Source organism: Sporosarcina sp. BI001-red, assembly GCF_003384035.1.
Lineage (GTDB): Bacteria > Bacillota > Bacilli > Bacillales_A > Planococcaceae > Sporosarcina.
Genome location: NZ_QQAK01000016.1, coordinates 96,698 through 110,277 on the forward strand (window position 1 = coordinate 96,698; position 13,580 = coordinate 110,277).

General features: G+C 40.9%; 20 protein-coding genes. 13 read left to right on the forward strand and 7 right to left on the reverse strand.

Annotation, left to right across the window (positions count from 1 at the left end):
* Positions 1-70: 70 nt before the first annotated feature.
* From DVB69_RS15935 to DVB69_RS15950, 4 genes are all read left to right on the forward strand, one after another.
* Positions 71-316: a hypothetical protein gene (locus DVB69_RS15935; protein ID WP_116020105.1), complete on the forward strand. Its 246-nt coding sequence runs from the start codon at positions 71-73 to the stop codon at positions 314-316.
* Positions 317-429: 113 nt separating this feature from the next.
* Complete coding sequence (locus DVB69_RS15940) at positions 430-939, forward strand: sigma-70 family RNA polymerase sigma factor (RefSeq protein ID WP_233505437.1); 510 nt, start codon at positions 430-432, stop codon at positions 937-939.
* Positions 926-1,573 (forward strand): TIGR04104 family putative zinc finger protein, encoded by a 648-nt coding sequence (locus tag DVB69_RS15945; RefSeq protein ID WP_116020106.1) that lies wholly within the window; start codon positions 926-928, stop codon positions 1,571-1,573. The genes DVB69_RS15940 and DVB69_RS15945 overlap by 14 nt, the downstream gene beginning before the upstream one ends.
* Before the next feature lie 97 nt (positions 1,574-1,670).
* Entirely contained in the window at positions 1,671-2,129 is a 459-nt protein-coding gene (locus DVB69_RS15950; RefSeq protein WP_116020107.1) for a DIP1984 family protein, read from the forward strand.
* A gap of 259 nt (positions 2,130-2,388) precedes the next feature.
* Here the strand turns inward: DVB69_RS15950 and DVB69_RS15955 are convergent, their stop codons facing one another.
* Entirely contained in the window at positions 2,389-3,015 is a 627-nt protein-coding gene (locus DVB69_RS15955; RefSeq protein WP_116020108.1) for a YIP1 family protein, read from the reverse strand.
* Positions 3,016-3,174: 159 nt separating this feature from the next.
* On the opposite strand from DVB69_RS15955, the gene DVB69_RS15960 reads away from it, so the two are divergent.
* The 3 genes from DVB69_RS15960 to DVB69_RS15970 all read left to right on the forward strand — a co-directional run bounded on the left by DVB69_RS15960 (position 3,175) and on the right by DVB69_RS15970 (position 5,605).
* On the forward strand, positions 3,175-3,630 hold the full coding sequence (locus tag DVB69_RS15960) for a DUF1801 domain-containing protein (protein WP_116020109.1): 456 nt from the start codon (positions 3,175-3,177) through the stop codon (positions 3,628-3,630).
* Between the two features lie 153 nt (positions 3,631-3,783).
* Positions 3,784-4,299 carry a sigma-70 family RNA polymerase sigma factor gene (locus DVB69_RS15965; RefSeq protein ID WP_116020110.1) on the forward strand — a complete coding sequence of 172 codons (516 nt, stop codon included), beginning with the start codon at positions 3,784-3,786 and terminating at the stop codon, positions 4,297-4,299.
* Entirely contained in the window at positions 4,292-5,605 is a 1,314-nt protein-coding gene (locus DVB69_RS15970; protein ID WP_116020111.1) for a DUF4179 domain-containing protein, read from the forward strand. The genes DVB69_RS15965 and DVB69_RS15970 overlap by 8 nt, the downstream gene beginning before the upstream one ends.
* Before the next feature lie 45 nt (positions 5,606-5,650).
* Here the strand turns inward: DVB69_RS15970 and DVB69_RS15975 are convergent, their stop codons facing one another.
* Together DVB69_RS15975 and DVB69_RS15980 are read right to left on the reverse strand one after the other, a co-directional pair.
* The gene (locus DVB69_RS15975; RefSeq protein ID WP_116020112.1) at positions 5,651-5,872 is read right to left on the reverse strand and encodes a hypothetical protein; all 222 of its coding nucleotides are present in this window, start codon (positions 5,870-5,872) and stop codon (positions 5,651-5,653) included.
* A gap of 109 nt (positions 5,873-5,981) precedes the next feature.
* Positions 5,982-6,365, reverse strand: a complete 384-nt coding sequence (locus DVB69_RS15980) for a hypothetical protein (protein WP_116020113.1) — start codon at positions 6,363-6,365, stop codon at positions 5,982-5,984.
* A 207-nt stretch (positions 6,366-6,572) separates the two neighbouring features.
* On the opposite strand from DVB69_RS15980, the gene DVB69_RS15985 reads away from it, so the two are divergent.
* A complete protein-coding gene (locus DVB69_RS15985; RefSeq protein WP_116020114.1) occupies positions 6,573-6,854 on the forward strand; it encodes a GNAT family N-acetyltransferase in 282 nt (93 codons plus the stop codon).
* Between the two features lie 46 nt (positions 6,855-6,900).
* Positions 6,901-7,416 (forward strand): hypothetical protein, encoded by a 516-nt coding sequence (locus DVB69_RS15990; protein WP_116020115.1) that lies wholly within the window; start codon positions 6,901-6,903, stop codon positions 7,414-7,416.
* 15 nt (positions 7,417-7,431) lie between these two features.
* Here DVB69_RS15990 and DVB69_RS15995 read toward each other — a convergent pair whose 3' ends face one another.
* From DVB69_RS15995 to DVB69_RS16010, 4 genes are all read right to left on the reverse strand, one after another.
* Entirely contained in the window at positions 7,432-7,989 is a 558-nt protein-coding gene (locus tag DVB69_RS15995) for a hypothetical protein (protein ID WP_116020116.1), read from the reverse strand.
* Between the two features lie 19 nt (positions 7,990-8,008).
* The gene (locus tag DVB69_RS16000) at positions 8,009-8,305 is read right to left on the reverse strand and encodes a hypothetical protein (protein WP_116020117.1); all 297 of its coding nucleotides are present in this window, start codon (positions 8,303-8,305) and stop codon (positions 8,009-8,011) included.
* The gene (locus DVB69_RS16005) at positions 8,298-8,876 is read right to left on the reverse strand and encodes a hypothetical protein (RefSeq protein ID WP_116020118.1); all 579 of its coding nucleotides are present in this window, start codon (positions 8,874-8,876) and stop codon (positions 8,298-8,300) included. The genes DVB69_RS16000 and DVB69_RS16005 overlap by 8 nt, the downstream gene beginning before the upstream one ends.
* 92 nt (positions 8,877-8,968) lie before the next feature.
* Positions 8,969-9,613, reverse strand: a complete 645-nt coding sequence (locus DVB69_RS16010; protein WP_116020119.1) for a BMQ_0737 family morphogenetic spore coat protein — start codon at positions 9,611-9,613, stop codon at positions 8,969-8,971.
* A 192-nt stretch (positions 9,614-9,805) separates the two neighbouring features.
* Between DVB69_RS16010 and DVB69_RS16015 the strand changes: the two genes are divergently transcribed.
* The 4 genes from DVB69_RS16015 (at position 9,806) to DVB69_RS16030 (ending at position 13,244) form a co-directional block, all read left to right on the forward strand.
* The gene (locus DVB69_RS16015; protein ID WP_116020120.1) at positions 9,806-10,459 is read left to right on the forward strand and encodes a hypothetical protein; all 654 of its coding nucleotides are present in this window, start codon (positions 9,806-9,808) and stop codon (positions 10,457-10,459) included.
* A gap of 103 nt (positions 10,460-10,562) precedes the next feature.
* Positions 10,563-11,225, forward strand: coding sequence for an exosporium glycoprotein BclB-related protein (locus DVB69_RS16020; protein WP_233505438.1), 663 nt, complete (start codon positions 10,563-10,565; stop codon positions 11,223-11,225).
* 295 nt (positions 11,226-11,520) lie between these two features.
* Entirely contained in the window at positions 11,521-12,222 is a 702-nt protein-coding gene (locus tag DVB69_RS16025) for a response regulator transcription factor (RefSeq protein ID WP_116020121.1), read from the forward strand.
* A complete protein-coding gene (locus tag DVB69_RS16030) occupies positions 12,222-13,244 on the forward strand; it encodes a sensor histidine kinase (RefSeq protein WP_116020122.1) in 1,023 nt (340 codons plus the stop codon). Before DVB69_RS16025 ends, DVB69_RS16030 begins: the two co-directional genes overlap by 1 nt.
* Positions 13,245-13,580 lie beyond the last annotated feature (336 nt).

Genomic DNA, 13,580 nt, shown 5'->3' on the forward strand with positions numbered 1-13,580 from the left:
ATTAGTAGTGTAAGTATGACAATGTTTTACTAAAAGAATCAGTGAAAACTAGTGAAAGGAGCAGAACGATATGAAAAAGAAGGAGTTATTTTTTATTCCTTTGGTCACTCTAGTGACGCTGATGTCTTTAGGGGCGTGTGCAGATGAGTCTAGTGAATATATCATCTATGGAAACCATGAAAACATGAGTGAGACGTCCAAGGACTATTTAATTAATTGTCTGGACGATAGAGGCATCGAGTTTAAACTGGATGCGCAAAAGAATATTCTAATTCAGAAGCGAGATAACGATATGGCAGTCGCTTCTTGTTCATAATAGTGTAGCCTGTAGTATCCTGAAAGGGATGCTACAGGTTTTTAGTTTGGAAGAAAATGAATCGGATTTGAAGGTGGCTTCGTCTATAGAGTGGAAGGTAGGTGGGAACGCAAGTGAATATTGAACAAGTGATGGGGAACTATGGGGATTATTTGCTGCGCGTCGCCTATGTCTACGTTAAGAATCAGAGTACGGCAGAAGATATTGTACAAGATGTCCTCATTCGTTACTATCAACGGTCGGACCAATTCAGGGAAGAAAGTTCTTTGAAGACTTACTTAGTTAAGATGACGGTGAACCGAAGCCATGATTATTTAAGAAGCTGGACACATAAACGTCTTCTATTGAAAGAAAAGATCGTTGGGAACAAAACGAAGGACACACCGGAAGGACGCCTGATTGAACAGGAGACTACAGAGTCTGTTTTAACCGCGCTGTTATCCATGAAAATGATCTATCGGGAAGTGTTGGTTTTGTACTATTACGAAGAATCTTCAACGGTAGACATCGCTGACATATTAAGTTGTCCTGAAGCCACTGTACGGACTCGACTGCAGCGAGCTCGGCTCCAATTGAAAGAACGATTAGAAGAACAGGAGGGGTTTTCTCATGGATTCGATTAAAGACCAGTTGAATACGGAGCTGCAAAAAATCACCTTAGATGACATGCGAAAACAAGAGATTATTGACAATGTCAAAAGCAGTCGGGAATCGAAAACGTATGAACCTGTTTGGAAATATAGGATGGTGCTTATGTCATTTGTTTTGTTGTCATTGACTATTGCATTTATTAATAGAAAAGCCCCGAATGTTACACAAGCTGAAGGGGGCGAGACACGAAACATTCTCGATTTACTTGCATATGACTCAGTGAAAACGGTGATGCTAGCTGTTCTATTTTTAATGTTCTATGGAGTGTTAAAACGTAGCATTCGTAAACAGGGAAGGGCGTTACCTGCCTGCGCAAATTGCGGAACGATTTGGACTCATAAGTTAGCCCTCAAAAAAGCATTTGGAAATGAAAAAACCTCGTGTCCAAATTGTGGTGAGGAAAACTATCAAACGAGAAATTCTAGGAAAAAGACGAGCGTTTTTCAACTTCTTATGCCTTTAATCATCATAATGGCCAATGTATTTGAAAATGGGTTTTATGGATTTTTCATCTACCTAGTATTTCTGTTAGTATTAAACATTTGCTTAGTCCCTTATTATGTAGAATTGCAATTAGATGACCCGATGGATGAGCCATGGTGGTGAAAGGAAAACCCATCTATTTCGGTTTTTAAAAAAGAGGAGTAATTAAATTCATGCAGAATAACATCATTATAAAGATCGGCTGAAGGAGGATCAGACAATGAAATTAGCAGAAGCTTTAATAGCTCGAGCAGATTACCAAAAACGGATTGAACAGTTGAAAAAACGCATTCATATGAATTTGAGAGTTCAAGAAGGTGACGAGCCTTCGGAAAATCCGAATGAGATGTTAACGGAACTTGCTGAGATCCGCCACGAGCTCACATCGTTAATCAAACAAATAAATCGAACCAACTGCGGAATTCAATTTGACGATGAGCGAACACTCGCCGATGCGTTAACGGAACGTGACCAATTATTTGATCAACGATTGCTACTATCGAAAGTCGTGGAAGAATCATCCCAACAAATCGATCGGTACAGCCAGTCAGAAATTCGAGTGGTCAGTACGGTCAATGTGAAGTCCATCCAAAAACAAGTGGATTACCTATCTAAAACATATAGAGAAATCGATACGAAAATTCAAGGAATGAACTGGAATATTGACTTAGTGGACTAACGTAAAACAGTCGGTAGCTAGATGTTGTAAAGGTGAGTGCACACCCGCCAACAGGGGAAGTTGGATTTAAAAAAGTAGCGGGGCCTGCTTTGCGGTTAATGACCGCAGACAATTGACGCCCAGTACTGTGACAACTGTACAACTAGATTGTCAATGTAACTACCACGCACTAATTTACAGCTCTTGCGAGGGTGGGCTCGGGGACTGAATACATAAAGAAAGCATCTGTTGCACGAGGCACAGATGCTCATCTTTGTAGTTAAAAGGAAGCGAGCGCAAAGATGAAGAAAAAGAAAAATATGGAAACAGCGAATGTCAGTACGAAAACGAAGCCCATTAGGATGGCAATCGTTCCGAATCCTTTCCACGCAGAAAAGCCATGGACGATTCCTATTGCCTTTGACATAATCACAGTTCCATAAACGGACAAGCCCATTAACCCTAATGAAAGAAACGGTGTCAACACGATCAAAATCCCAAATATGGTAGCTGCTACATCCGACTCTGAGTACCTGAGGATGATGAGGACTATCATCAGCAACCAAGAAAACGGTAGAATGTAGATCGTTGGTAGTGATCCCAACGGAACAACTGCAAGCATTTTTTTATAAGTTCCTGTTCCTCCTAGCCACTTGCCAATCCACGTATAAAGTGCACTATTCAAAAACCATCCGGCAGCTGTAAGCATTAACAAGCCGAGAAACGCGATGAGTAGAATACCGATAAGTGGAATCTCTTTTATGAAAATAAGTTGAATAAACGAAAGTGGCGCAATGGCAAGCGTAGCCAAAATGAGAACAGTAGAGCTAAATGACAGTGTCTTATGATCGAGTACATAATGGATCGTCTCAGAAGGACGTACCCAAATGGAAAAAAACGGATTCAATGGAAAGCTCCTCTCTGTTAAACTCTACTCACTACTGTACAACATCAGGAGATAGAAAGTTTCGTTTTCAAGGATTTTTAACTAAATTGCAATGGGGAAATTCTTTATAAAGGTATGATAATGAAGGTACAAATACTACACCCCGAAATGAGGATCGCCATGAACATCGAAGCCGACACAATTGAAGAGTACGTTCGTCAATTATCGGAAGAACGACAGAAAGTAATTGAAAAGGTACGTCGAGTCATTCAAGAGAATTTACCAAGAGGATTTGAAGAAACGCTTTCCTATGGCATGATTGGATACGTGATTCCCCATAGTATTTATCCAGATGGCTATCATTGCAATCCGAAAGAACCGCTTCCTTTTCTCAGCATTGGTTCACAGAAAAACTTCATCAGTATCTATCATATGGGTATTTACGCATTCCCAGACTTACTAGATTGGTTCGTGGCAGAATATCCGAAGTACGTGAAAACTAAATTGGATATGGGGAAAAGCTGCATTCGATTAAAAAAGATGGACACCATTCCTTATGAGTTGATTGCGGAACTATGCAGAAAAATTACAGTCGATGACTACATCGCTCACTATGAAGCAGTGTGGAAAAAATAATCATGAAGTTATCTTTTAAAGGTGCTGAACTGTTCGTGAGGTTCAGTGCTTTTTTTGCATGGAAAGGTTGTTGAAAAATTATATTTCACCTTGAACTTTTTACGTTCAGTGAAGTCTAATGAATAAGAAGAGCAGGAACGAGGTGGTAGCTGCATGGATGAGTTGGAAATAAGTCGAAAAGCGATTGCAGGCGATGAAGCCTCATTCTTAGCAATGATGCGACAATATAAAGAAGATTTGTTGAGAACGGCTCTCGCTTTTTTGAAAAACGAGCATGATGCGTTAGAAGCGCTACAGGAAGTGACCGTGCGTGCCTACCACAAGATTCAGACGGTGAAGGAGCCTGCGTATGCAAAGACATGGCTCATTCGGATCATGATAAATTATTGCCAAGATCAGTTGAAACGGCAAAAGCGGTTCCATCATGACCCTGCAATTGATAGTCAAAGTACAGTAGACGATTCATTGCTGGAATTGAAAGAAGCCCTTGCTACATTACCGAAAAAGGAACAGCAGCTGATCTACCTCAAATACTTCCAAGATGTGAAGATTAAAGACATTGCAAAAATCGAGAACATTCCAGAAGGCACGGTGAAGTCTAGGCTGCACAAAACTCTGCGGTCCCTGAGAGCCTATTTTGAAGACGAAGGAGGAAGGGAGCATGTATGAACGAGAAGAAGAGAGGCTGAGTGAATTGAAAAGTCATCTGGAACAGCAGACTCTCCCACTAGATGAAGCTGATCAAATGATTCTTGCAGGGATTACAAAAGCAAAAGCTGATCGAAGCAAGCAGAAACGACGTAGAAAGAGAGTCACTTGGATGGTGGCTATGGCTGCGATTCTACTTCTCACCTTCGTAACTTCCATTAGAGTTTCAACAGCGTTTGCGAATACGATTGCCGCCATTCCGGGCATGGAACCTTTTGTTGCATTGATCCAGCACGATAAGGGACTGCAGGCGATTTTTAATGAGGACTACTATCAGGAAATCGGATCCTCACAAACTGTTGGGGATGTCACGATGACAATTGACGGCGTTATTTTGGATGAAACGGGCATGAATGTCTACTATACGATTGAATCGTCCAAAAAAATGAAAACAGCGAGTGTCAATACGATTGAAATCACCAATTCAAGACCTATGCCAGAGGCAGGGATTTCGTATGGTGGTATGAGCGCAAATGATGTGTTTTCCTACCAGGAAATTATGGAGCTCACGTTTCCAAAACGAAATGTATTTAGCGATCTGAATTTCACAATAGAAGCGGAAATGGATATTGATGAAAAAATGGTTGCGTTTTTAATTCCTTTTGAAGTACCTGAGCAAACGAAACCAAGTAAGCCATATGTACTGAACGAAATAACGGAACTGGATGGACAGCACTTCACCATCGATGAAGTAGTAGATTCTCCCTTACGAGTAGCGGTGCAAGTTACATTTGATCCAAACAACACGAAAAAAATCTTGTCGTTTGAAGATATGCGACTGGTAGATGAAAGAGGAGAGGTATGGAGTAAAATAGCCAACGGAGTCACAGCTTTCGGCAACGAAAAAGGAAAGACAACGCACACATTCTTCTTACAGAGCAACTATTTCTCAACGCCAAAAAAACTATATTTGCAAATCAATAAAGCACAAGCCATTAAACGGGAACAAGCTTTTGTGGAAGTGAATACCGATACAAAAGAGTTGCTGACATTTCCTGATGGCCCGCAATTACAACTAGTGGATGCGGACCGAAATGGGATTGAACTGTCGCTTTCAGTAAAAGATTTTAACCATGATCCATTTACTGCTGCCATGGATGCTCAAGGTAAAGAAATTTCAATATCTTCATTCAGCCTATATGGGGAAGGAGACGCGACTCACTGGAGTCCGGCATTTGAAACGACTTCCTATACGAATCCAATCCGTCTTGAACTGAATGCGTATCCGACTTATATCGAAGGAGATGTGAAAGTCGAGGTGAAATGAGCGAAAAAGCCGCAGATCTCTTGGAGAGTTCTACGGCTTTTGCAATTACTTTTTCTTATTCTTATTTGATTGCTGATTTTTGTCATGATTGGTTTTATTATTCTTGTTTTTCATTTTCGCATCAAATTCAGGGGCAAATTCCGTATCTGCGTTGTCCAACGGGTTGTTGCTATTGCGGCTGCTCGCATCTTGGTCTTTGTTTTGATACGTATCAAATGGGTTGTGCGTCCGTTCATTCATTTTTTTTGGATTGTTTTTGTTTCCCATGCAGGCTCACCTCCTATAGGTAAGATGCGTGGAAAGATGGGAAATCATACATTGATGAGAAGTTTATGAGGGGATGGCGGGCGTATTATAGCTGTGATAGGGGAGTCAGCTATGCCCGCTTTTTCAAGTTAAATAAATCTCGATCGTGTTCCATCAGTTTAAATTCAAAATAAAACATGTCCTCTTTTTTGACGACTTCATCAAACTTTGTAAGTGTCTCTTGACGAAATTCAGTTAGCTGACCTGTTTGCTCGAATATGGCATTTTGTTTACTTTCAATACGATCTAATTGCCCTTGCATGCCATCCATTTGTCCTTGCATGCTATTCATTTGCCCGTGCATGCCATCCAATTGCCCGTGCATGCCGCCCATTTGTCCTTGCATGCTATTCATTTGCCCTTGCATTTCATCAAAGCGTTTTTCCATGTTACGTTGACCAGATTTTAAATCTTTCAGCTCAGAAATGATTTGCTGTAGCAGTACTTCACTCACCGTTTTCACCTCCTTCATCGATAACTAGAGTATAGCATATTTTGTAAGAAAACTGGCTGGAAAAAGTAAGCTATAAGTTTGGTTTTTTAAAAATCGTTATTCATTGACATAGTACACTTTAAGTGAGTGAAGAATGAGTTAATGAGGATACAAGAGACATAATGGTATTTAAGAAAAAAGCGACTGATTTTGGTCGATAAATAAGGAATGATCGATATCCGTCATGGCTTAAATGAGTATTTACACCAAGTAGGTGGGCACATTGGCTACGGCATCCGTCCATCAGAGCGACAAAGAGGGTATGCAACGTGGATGCTTGCGGAAGCATTAAAAGTGACTGATTCGCTAGGGATTACATCTGTACTCGTCACCTGTAACGACGACAATATTGGATCTGCCAAAACGATTCAAAACAATGGTGGCGAAGAAGATGTTAGTGTTACAGAAGAGGATGGCACTGTGGTAAGACGATTTTGGATCAATCGGTAGATTCTATGAAAGAAAACGTTTGTAATTTATAGGAGGTATAGTGAACATGTACGATCCAACGATATTCGATAACTTGAAAGTTGCTCTTGAAAATCAGCTATATGATCTAGATACACTGGATGAACAAATTGAAATCCGGAATCGGCGCGATGTGATGGACTTTGCGGTATTATCCCGGGAGTTGGCATTACGTTTTGTCCTTCGCAGTCATTCTGAAGTAGAAGCAGAAGTAATACTGCGCACAGGTATTCGTGATCTTGCGGGTGAAATCATGGAGGATCCTAATACTAACCCTGCCTGTTCACTGGTACTCCGATTTTACAAAAAAATAGCGTTCCCATCCCATCAATGTACAAAAATTGAGCAGGCGCTGCAAGAGATTTGGGAAGAGGAAATCGAGATTACACAGAAGTTGAGTTACGTGTTTGGAGATGAAGAAGCAGGATTGCTTAACGTAATAGAAGTGTCATTCATCCCCCGTTTGACAGAAGAAAACATGCCTGATATTGCTAACTTTCTAGAGCATGTTCTTGAAACACTACCCATCGTTATGGACATATAAGTTCACTAACGATCCTTATACTTCAGAGAGTTGTTGCACATAGTCTTCAAGAATACGAATAAGTTCTTGTTGAGCTAGGATAACTTTTTGGATTTTTTCAGTTTGAGGATGGGATGGAGGCTGCCAGTTTTGAAGTAGCTCAGAAAAATGCTCAGAAATGAGGGGTGGAAGCTGATTAGTAAGATCATCTAGTTTTGTTTCTAACTGGTTCAATTCAGGTCTGACGGTTTCAGCCAATTCCTCTTTCGACAAGCGTAATGCCTCTAATTGTTGGCTGTTCACTACATTCATCGTTTCCTTAGTTTCATTATGCTGATTAATGGCAAATAGAGCATCATCCCTTTGAGAGATAAGGCTCTTAAACCGCTTTTCGTATAGCTCGATACGCTTCTCCGCTTTTAGACTCTTATACACTAATTCCTCATGAGCTTCTAGTAACTTCTCATGCTCGTAGTCCATTTCATTATAAGTAGAGGGCTGGCTTGTTTTATATTTATTTAACTCTGCTTGTAAATGTCTGACAAGTTGCTTCAGCTGGAGGACATCCTCTGGTTTTCCGTCGGTACTATTCATACCTTTAGCCCCTCCCGAATTAGAATCCGTTTTGTGCGTCTTTAATTAGTGCCTCGAAGTGTTGCTTATTCTCAGCTATCAAAGCATCAATCTCTTTTTCTAAATCTGTAGAATGCTCAGTTGGTGTGAGTTCCTCCTGTGAAACCTTTATTTCCTTGTTCATAAGTATGTAAAGAATAAGTAAGTTAATGGTTTGTGAATCCAAGATGATAGAACTCTGTGAAACAGTCCGATTAGGTTGTGATACATTTTCAATGACTATCTCTGCAATCTTGTCAATCCAACTCGATTGACCCGTTTTTTCAGAACTACTCATAGTACTCCTCCTTACTTTCAATAGACAATGCGCCACTAATATTGATGGCATTCAAAGCTGCCTGCCCTCCAGGGGTCTGATCACTGACAGTCCATCCAGTTACGCTAGCTGAATAATCCTCTGCAGGATGCCAAGTAATTTGGAAATTTGTAAACGTAATGGTTTCTCCAGGTTGAATTACCGTATTCCCAATAGGTTTTAATCTGAACTCTTTTTTGTTAGTTGGGTCATTGAGACGTTCCCAACCATCTTTTAGTTTTGGGGGAACAGGAGATCCAGGATTAACATATTTACCGTATAGAAAGAAGGGACTATCTTCTGTCAGTTTGAGAGTGATTTCAGGATTTGTAATTGGGTAATCTCCTGTGTTTTGGATGTGATAGGATGCGAGGCAAATATTGTCTGATTGCAGATGGTGCGTAATGTTTAATGAATAAGTGAAAAAGCTAATGTAGCTCGTCTGCTGCGCTCTTAAATTGACTAAAGTCTTTTTGAGTTCCTGAACATGTTCACTCGTTGACTGGCGGAGCTCCTGTAATTTTGTTTCTAACTGATTCTTATCAGTTTGCATTAGTTCGCCTCCCTAAAAAAGTGAAGAGAGGAATTATCCTCTCTTCATCCTATGTGCCCTTATATAGAGTTAGTACGGATGGGACACTTACTTCACTCAGGATAAATGGAATGGCATTGTTGTGGTTTCCCGGGTGGCGGGCAAGAACCAATTGCCAAGTCTGCACGTGGCTCGCAATAGTCTGCCAAAAACTCAACAGTAACAGGGTACGTAGACTGGATGCTTTGACATGTAGAAACCGTTAGAACTAACCCTGTAAAAGTGATTTCTTGTCTTTGATTATCTAGAGATAATGTACCTTGGGAGGTAACCATACAATCTAAATCTGTGTATTCGACGGTAACGTTAGTGCCTTCAGGAGCACATAATGTTACTTGCTCAGATCGTGAGAATGGTATTGTATCGGATTTCAATACTGTTCCGTCAACTAGTGTTACGAATAGTACTAAGTCAAAGTTCTTTTGAATTGTTAAATGTTGCAGACACACATTATGACCGTCAATTCGGAACGATCGGTTTTCTCTTCTAAGAATTACGACTGGATTATTCATAGCTGGAGTCACTTCACAAGAAACAGTATAATCATTCAACCTTGTCGACTCCGTGATGCCCCCAAATCTTATTGGGGTATTGGGAAGATAAAAATCGAACGTATTTTCTTTCATCACCCAATCATACACCTTGTCAACATTAATGCAGATTAGCTCCTGATCAGGGCATGGAAATTTTTCAAGCATAGGTGTTGTCACCTCCTGTAATTTTTATAGTCTTGCATTCGTAGCATATGATAGATAAATTGCGTTGAATAGGCAAAGGGGGATTTGCCATGCAGTTCATTCATATGCTAAGTAATCAGGAAACTGTCACCTTATGGAATCTCACTTAATAAGATAATACTGTCCATTTGTTATTAGAAAGAGGTGAATAGTATGGAGATCAATGATCTGGAAATTGAAGAGTTGGGAAACAAAATCGAAAAGTATCGTAAGGCAGTGGAAAGTTTGAAGACTACTAAACACGAAGAGAATTCCCAAGTAGAAAAGAGAATGGAGTCGCTAGAAGAGCAATTCTCTGAGTTACAATCACAGCAAGCTAAGCTGTCGGAACAAATGGAAGAGATAAAAAATCTAATGGAAACAATACCGGGGGATAAGAAGGATTTATCCACTACAAAAAATGACAATAGACTTAATACCCCGAGTAAAAGGAACCTTCAACCAAAAGATACAAAAGCCATATCGACCTTTAAGAAGCTAAAACAGTTAACAAATGCAACGCCTATGTTATATGAAAGCCCACCTACCTCATCTCAAGTAGAAGGAATTCGAAAGGGAATGGCTAACAAGCAGTTTCTTAACACTCCTCTTGCTTCGGTAGATGAACGGACAATCAATCCCCCAATTGTTGAAAATAATTCAAACCAATTGGAAAGAAGGACGAAATTTCAATCCGCCCCAATTATTGAAGAAATCCATGAAGACCCCAACGTAACTCCGCAGGTACATTTAGAAAAAAGGAATAAGAAAACTGAAAACGGACCTAACCAAGCCAGCTCATTTTGGAAGGGAATCTTAAAAAAGTGATTTAATTTGATGCAGGCAAATCGTATAGACAAAGAGATTACGGTTGTACGCCCGTCCGCCTTGTCTCCGAGAGAATAAGATAACGGAGAAAGGAGGTGTTATCATGGTAAACAATCGTATAAGTGGTTGTCGTGGATGTGGAAATACTAATTCATCGTATGGTTGTTGTGAAAGCACAAATGATGCTGCACGTAATCGATGCGGTACACTTGGGCCATTCGCAGCAGTCGATCGGGATTGTATTTCTCAAGCCTGGGCGGGTGGAGCTATTATTGGTTACGCATCGGGAATTGTCCCTGTTGCATTGACTTCACTAGCTGGCGGATTAGTAGGAGTTCCATTTTATATTGGAATGGGTACAGCTGTTCCTGGCGTCATGCTTGCTAATAACACAATTAATCTAACCGGACTAGTCAACGAAGCCATCACTGTTCCAAGGAATGGATCAATGACCGCAATTTCTGCATCTTTTGAGGTTACTGTCGCCTTGGCAGTGGTTGGAGAAACTGCTGTCGTAAACGCACAGGTTTATCGCGCTCCAGCGGGCAGTAATATGTTCAGCCCTACAGGCGTAAGCGTCAACTTAAGTCCACCGTTAACAAGTCTTATAACTGTGGGTACAACACTTACTGGTTCTGCATCTTTTGCTACACCAGTTTCAGTTGCTCAAGGGGATCGATTATTGATGGTCTACACGCTTTCAGGCACAACATTAGCTTCTGCTGTTACAGGTACAGCAAGTGCTGGTATCTCAATTGATAACTAATAGAGTACCAGAGAAATGCCCACGTGATTGATAGTGGGCATTTTTTTACTACCTAGTGAATTGGAACTTTTTATTTAAGTTACTGATTATTTCATTAGTAAAAAGGGAATGCTAACTTTTTAGTTCGATATAATAGCGGGGAATAGTTCTCGTGTGTGATAAACTACTGGGTAACTGACACAAATTTTGGATAGAGGAACTAGTAATCAATCATTGGATCTTTTTGCAGGTAATACTTAAAAATAGAGACTGTCTTTTGAAACGTTTCAAGCAGACATTGGGGGATAGAATAGACATGGAGGAAACTATTTTTATCGTAGAAGACGACGCAGCTATTTACTCTTCATTGAAAGAGCAATTGGAACAGTGGTCGTTTAAAGTAGAGGGTCCAGAAAGCTTTCATGATATCATAACGCCATTTACAAAATCGAGTCCGCAACTCGTCATTATGGATATTCAACTGCCAGCATATGACGGCTTTCACTGGTGTCGGGAAATCAGGGCGGTGTCCAATGTGCCCATCATCTTTCTTTCTTCAAGAGACCATCCGATGGATATTGTCATGGCGATGAATATGGGTGGAGACGATTACATACAAAAACCGTTTCACATGGATGTCTTGCTGGCGAAACTTCAAGCAACTTTACGGCGAGCGTATTTGTATGCAGAACCAGATGAACCAACCGATGAGTTGAAGTGGAATGGTACGACAATCGACTTGAAACGATGTGTGATTTCTGGTGCGAACGAGGAAATCGAGCTCACAAAAAATGAGTTTTTCATACTAGCCATATTGGTGGAGTCACACGATGAAATTGTGTCACGTGATGATCTGATCCGAAAGCTATGGGACGATGAACGCTTTGTCAATGACAATACGCTGACCGTTAACGTAACTCGGTTGCGCCAAAAGTTAAGTGATTTAGGACTGGACGAAGCGATTGTGACCAAAAAAGGGATGGGCTATATGGCGGTTACGTTGCAGGGGAAATCTTAATGCTGCGCGTCTATATTACTGATCGAAAAAGCTGGATTGCCTTATTTGTAGGATCGCTCTTATTAACGGATCTATTGTTAGTTTTGGATAAAGGCTTAGCTATTAATGAAGTCTCTATCGGGTATTTGAACATACTATTACTCGTAATCTTCGTTCTATTTTTCATATGGCGCTATCGCAAGGAGACTGCCTATTTACGAAAACTTGGCCGCCTTGCAGAAGAGTTATCGGATGACTGGCAAGAAGGACTTCCTATGTCCGTTTTTCATCAAGAGGCAATGTTGTCTGATTTGCTTCAGAAAGTTGATACTTCCTATCGTAAACGGATGGCACGCATACAGGAATTTGTGCATGCAGAGCAAAACGATACTGCAGCATGGGTCCATGAGGTGAAAACACCGCTGACTGCGATGAAGTTGATCATTGATGCAAATCGTCAAGTGCCTGCATTCCGGAGAATAGAAGCAGAATGGTTGCGTGTCCATTTACTCATAGATCAGCAATTGTACATTTCCCGTCTGCCTTCATTAGAAGCAGATTATGTATTGGAAGAAACCGATATTGTCCGATTGGCTACAGAAGAAGTACATCAGCTGAAGCCGTGGTGCTTGGAGAAAAATATTGCGTTTGAGATTGTAGAGGAGTCTGTGGAAGTAGTTACGGACCAAAAGTGGTGCCGCTTCATCCTCAGGCAAGTTTTGACGAATGCGGTGAAATACAGTCCAGCTGGCGGAACGGTAACCATTCAGACTACATCAATTGAAACAGGACACATTTCACTAACTGTTGCAGATGAAGGACCGGGAATTCCTGCGCACGAAATGCCTCGCATATTTGACAGGGGATTCACAGGCGGTGCAGGGAGAATCCAACATACTGCGACGGGATTGGGTCTCTATTTAGCCAAACAGACGGCTGGGAAAATAGGAATTGAGTTGCATGGACAATCAGATGGGGCGACAGGTACACAAATGATAATAACGTTCACGGTGGAAAATGACTTTGACGCAACCCGTAAGTAGTTGGGTTTATGAGCGGATTTAGGAGTTTTATGAGCTCATTCTCCGGCTTATGAGCACAAATCAAGGTTTATGAGCGCAATTCGGGATTTATGATCACAATCCCTGGTTTATGAGCGCATTATGGGATTTATGATCACTCTACGAGTTATATGAGCGCTTTCTATGAATCATGATCACTATGGTATGAGTTATCTATGAAGGATACTTTTGCTGCCGGGATACCGGTAGTAAATGCTTCGCAAGGCGAAGCACACAAACTTAATGTTGGTTTTGATTGGTCAAGAGCGCATTTGACGCAGCCCGTAAGTGACAAAACTGTAAGGTTGCGCGCACTGT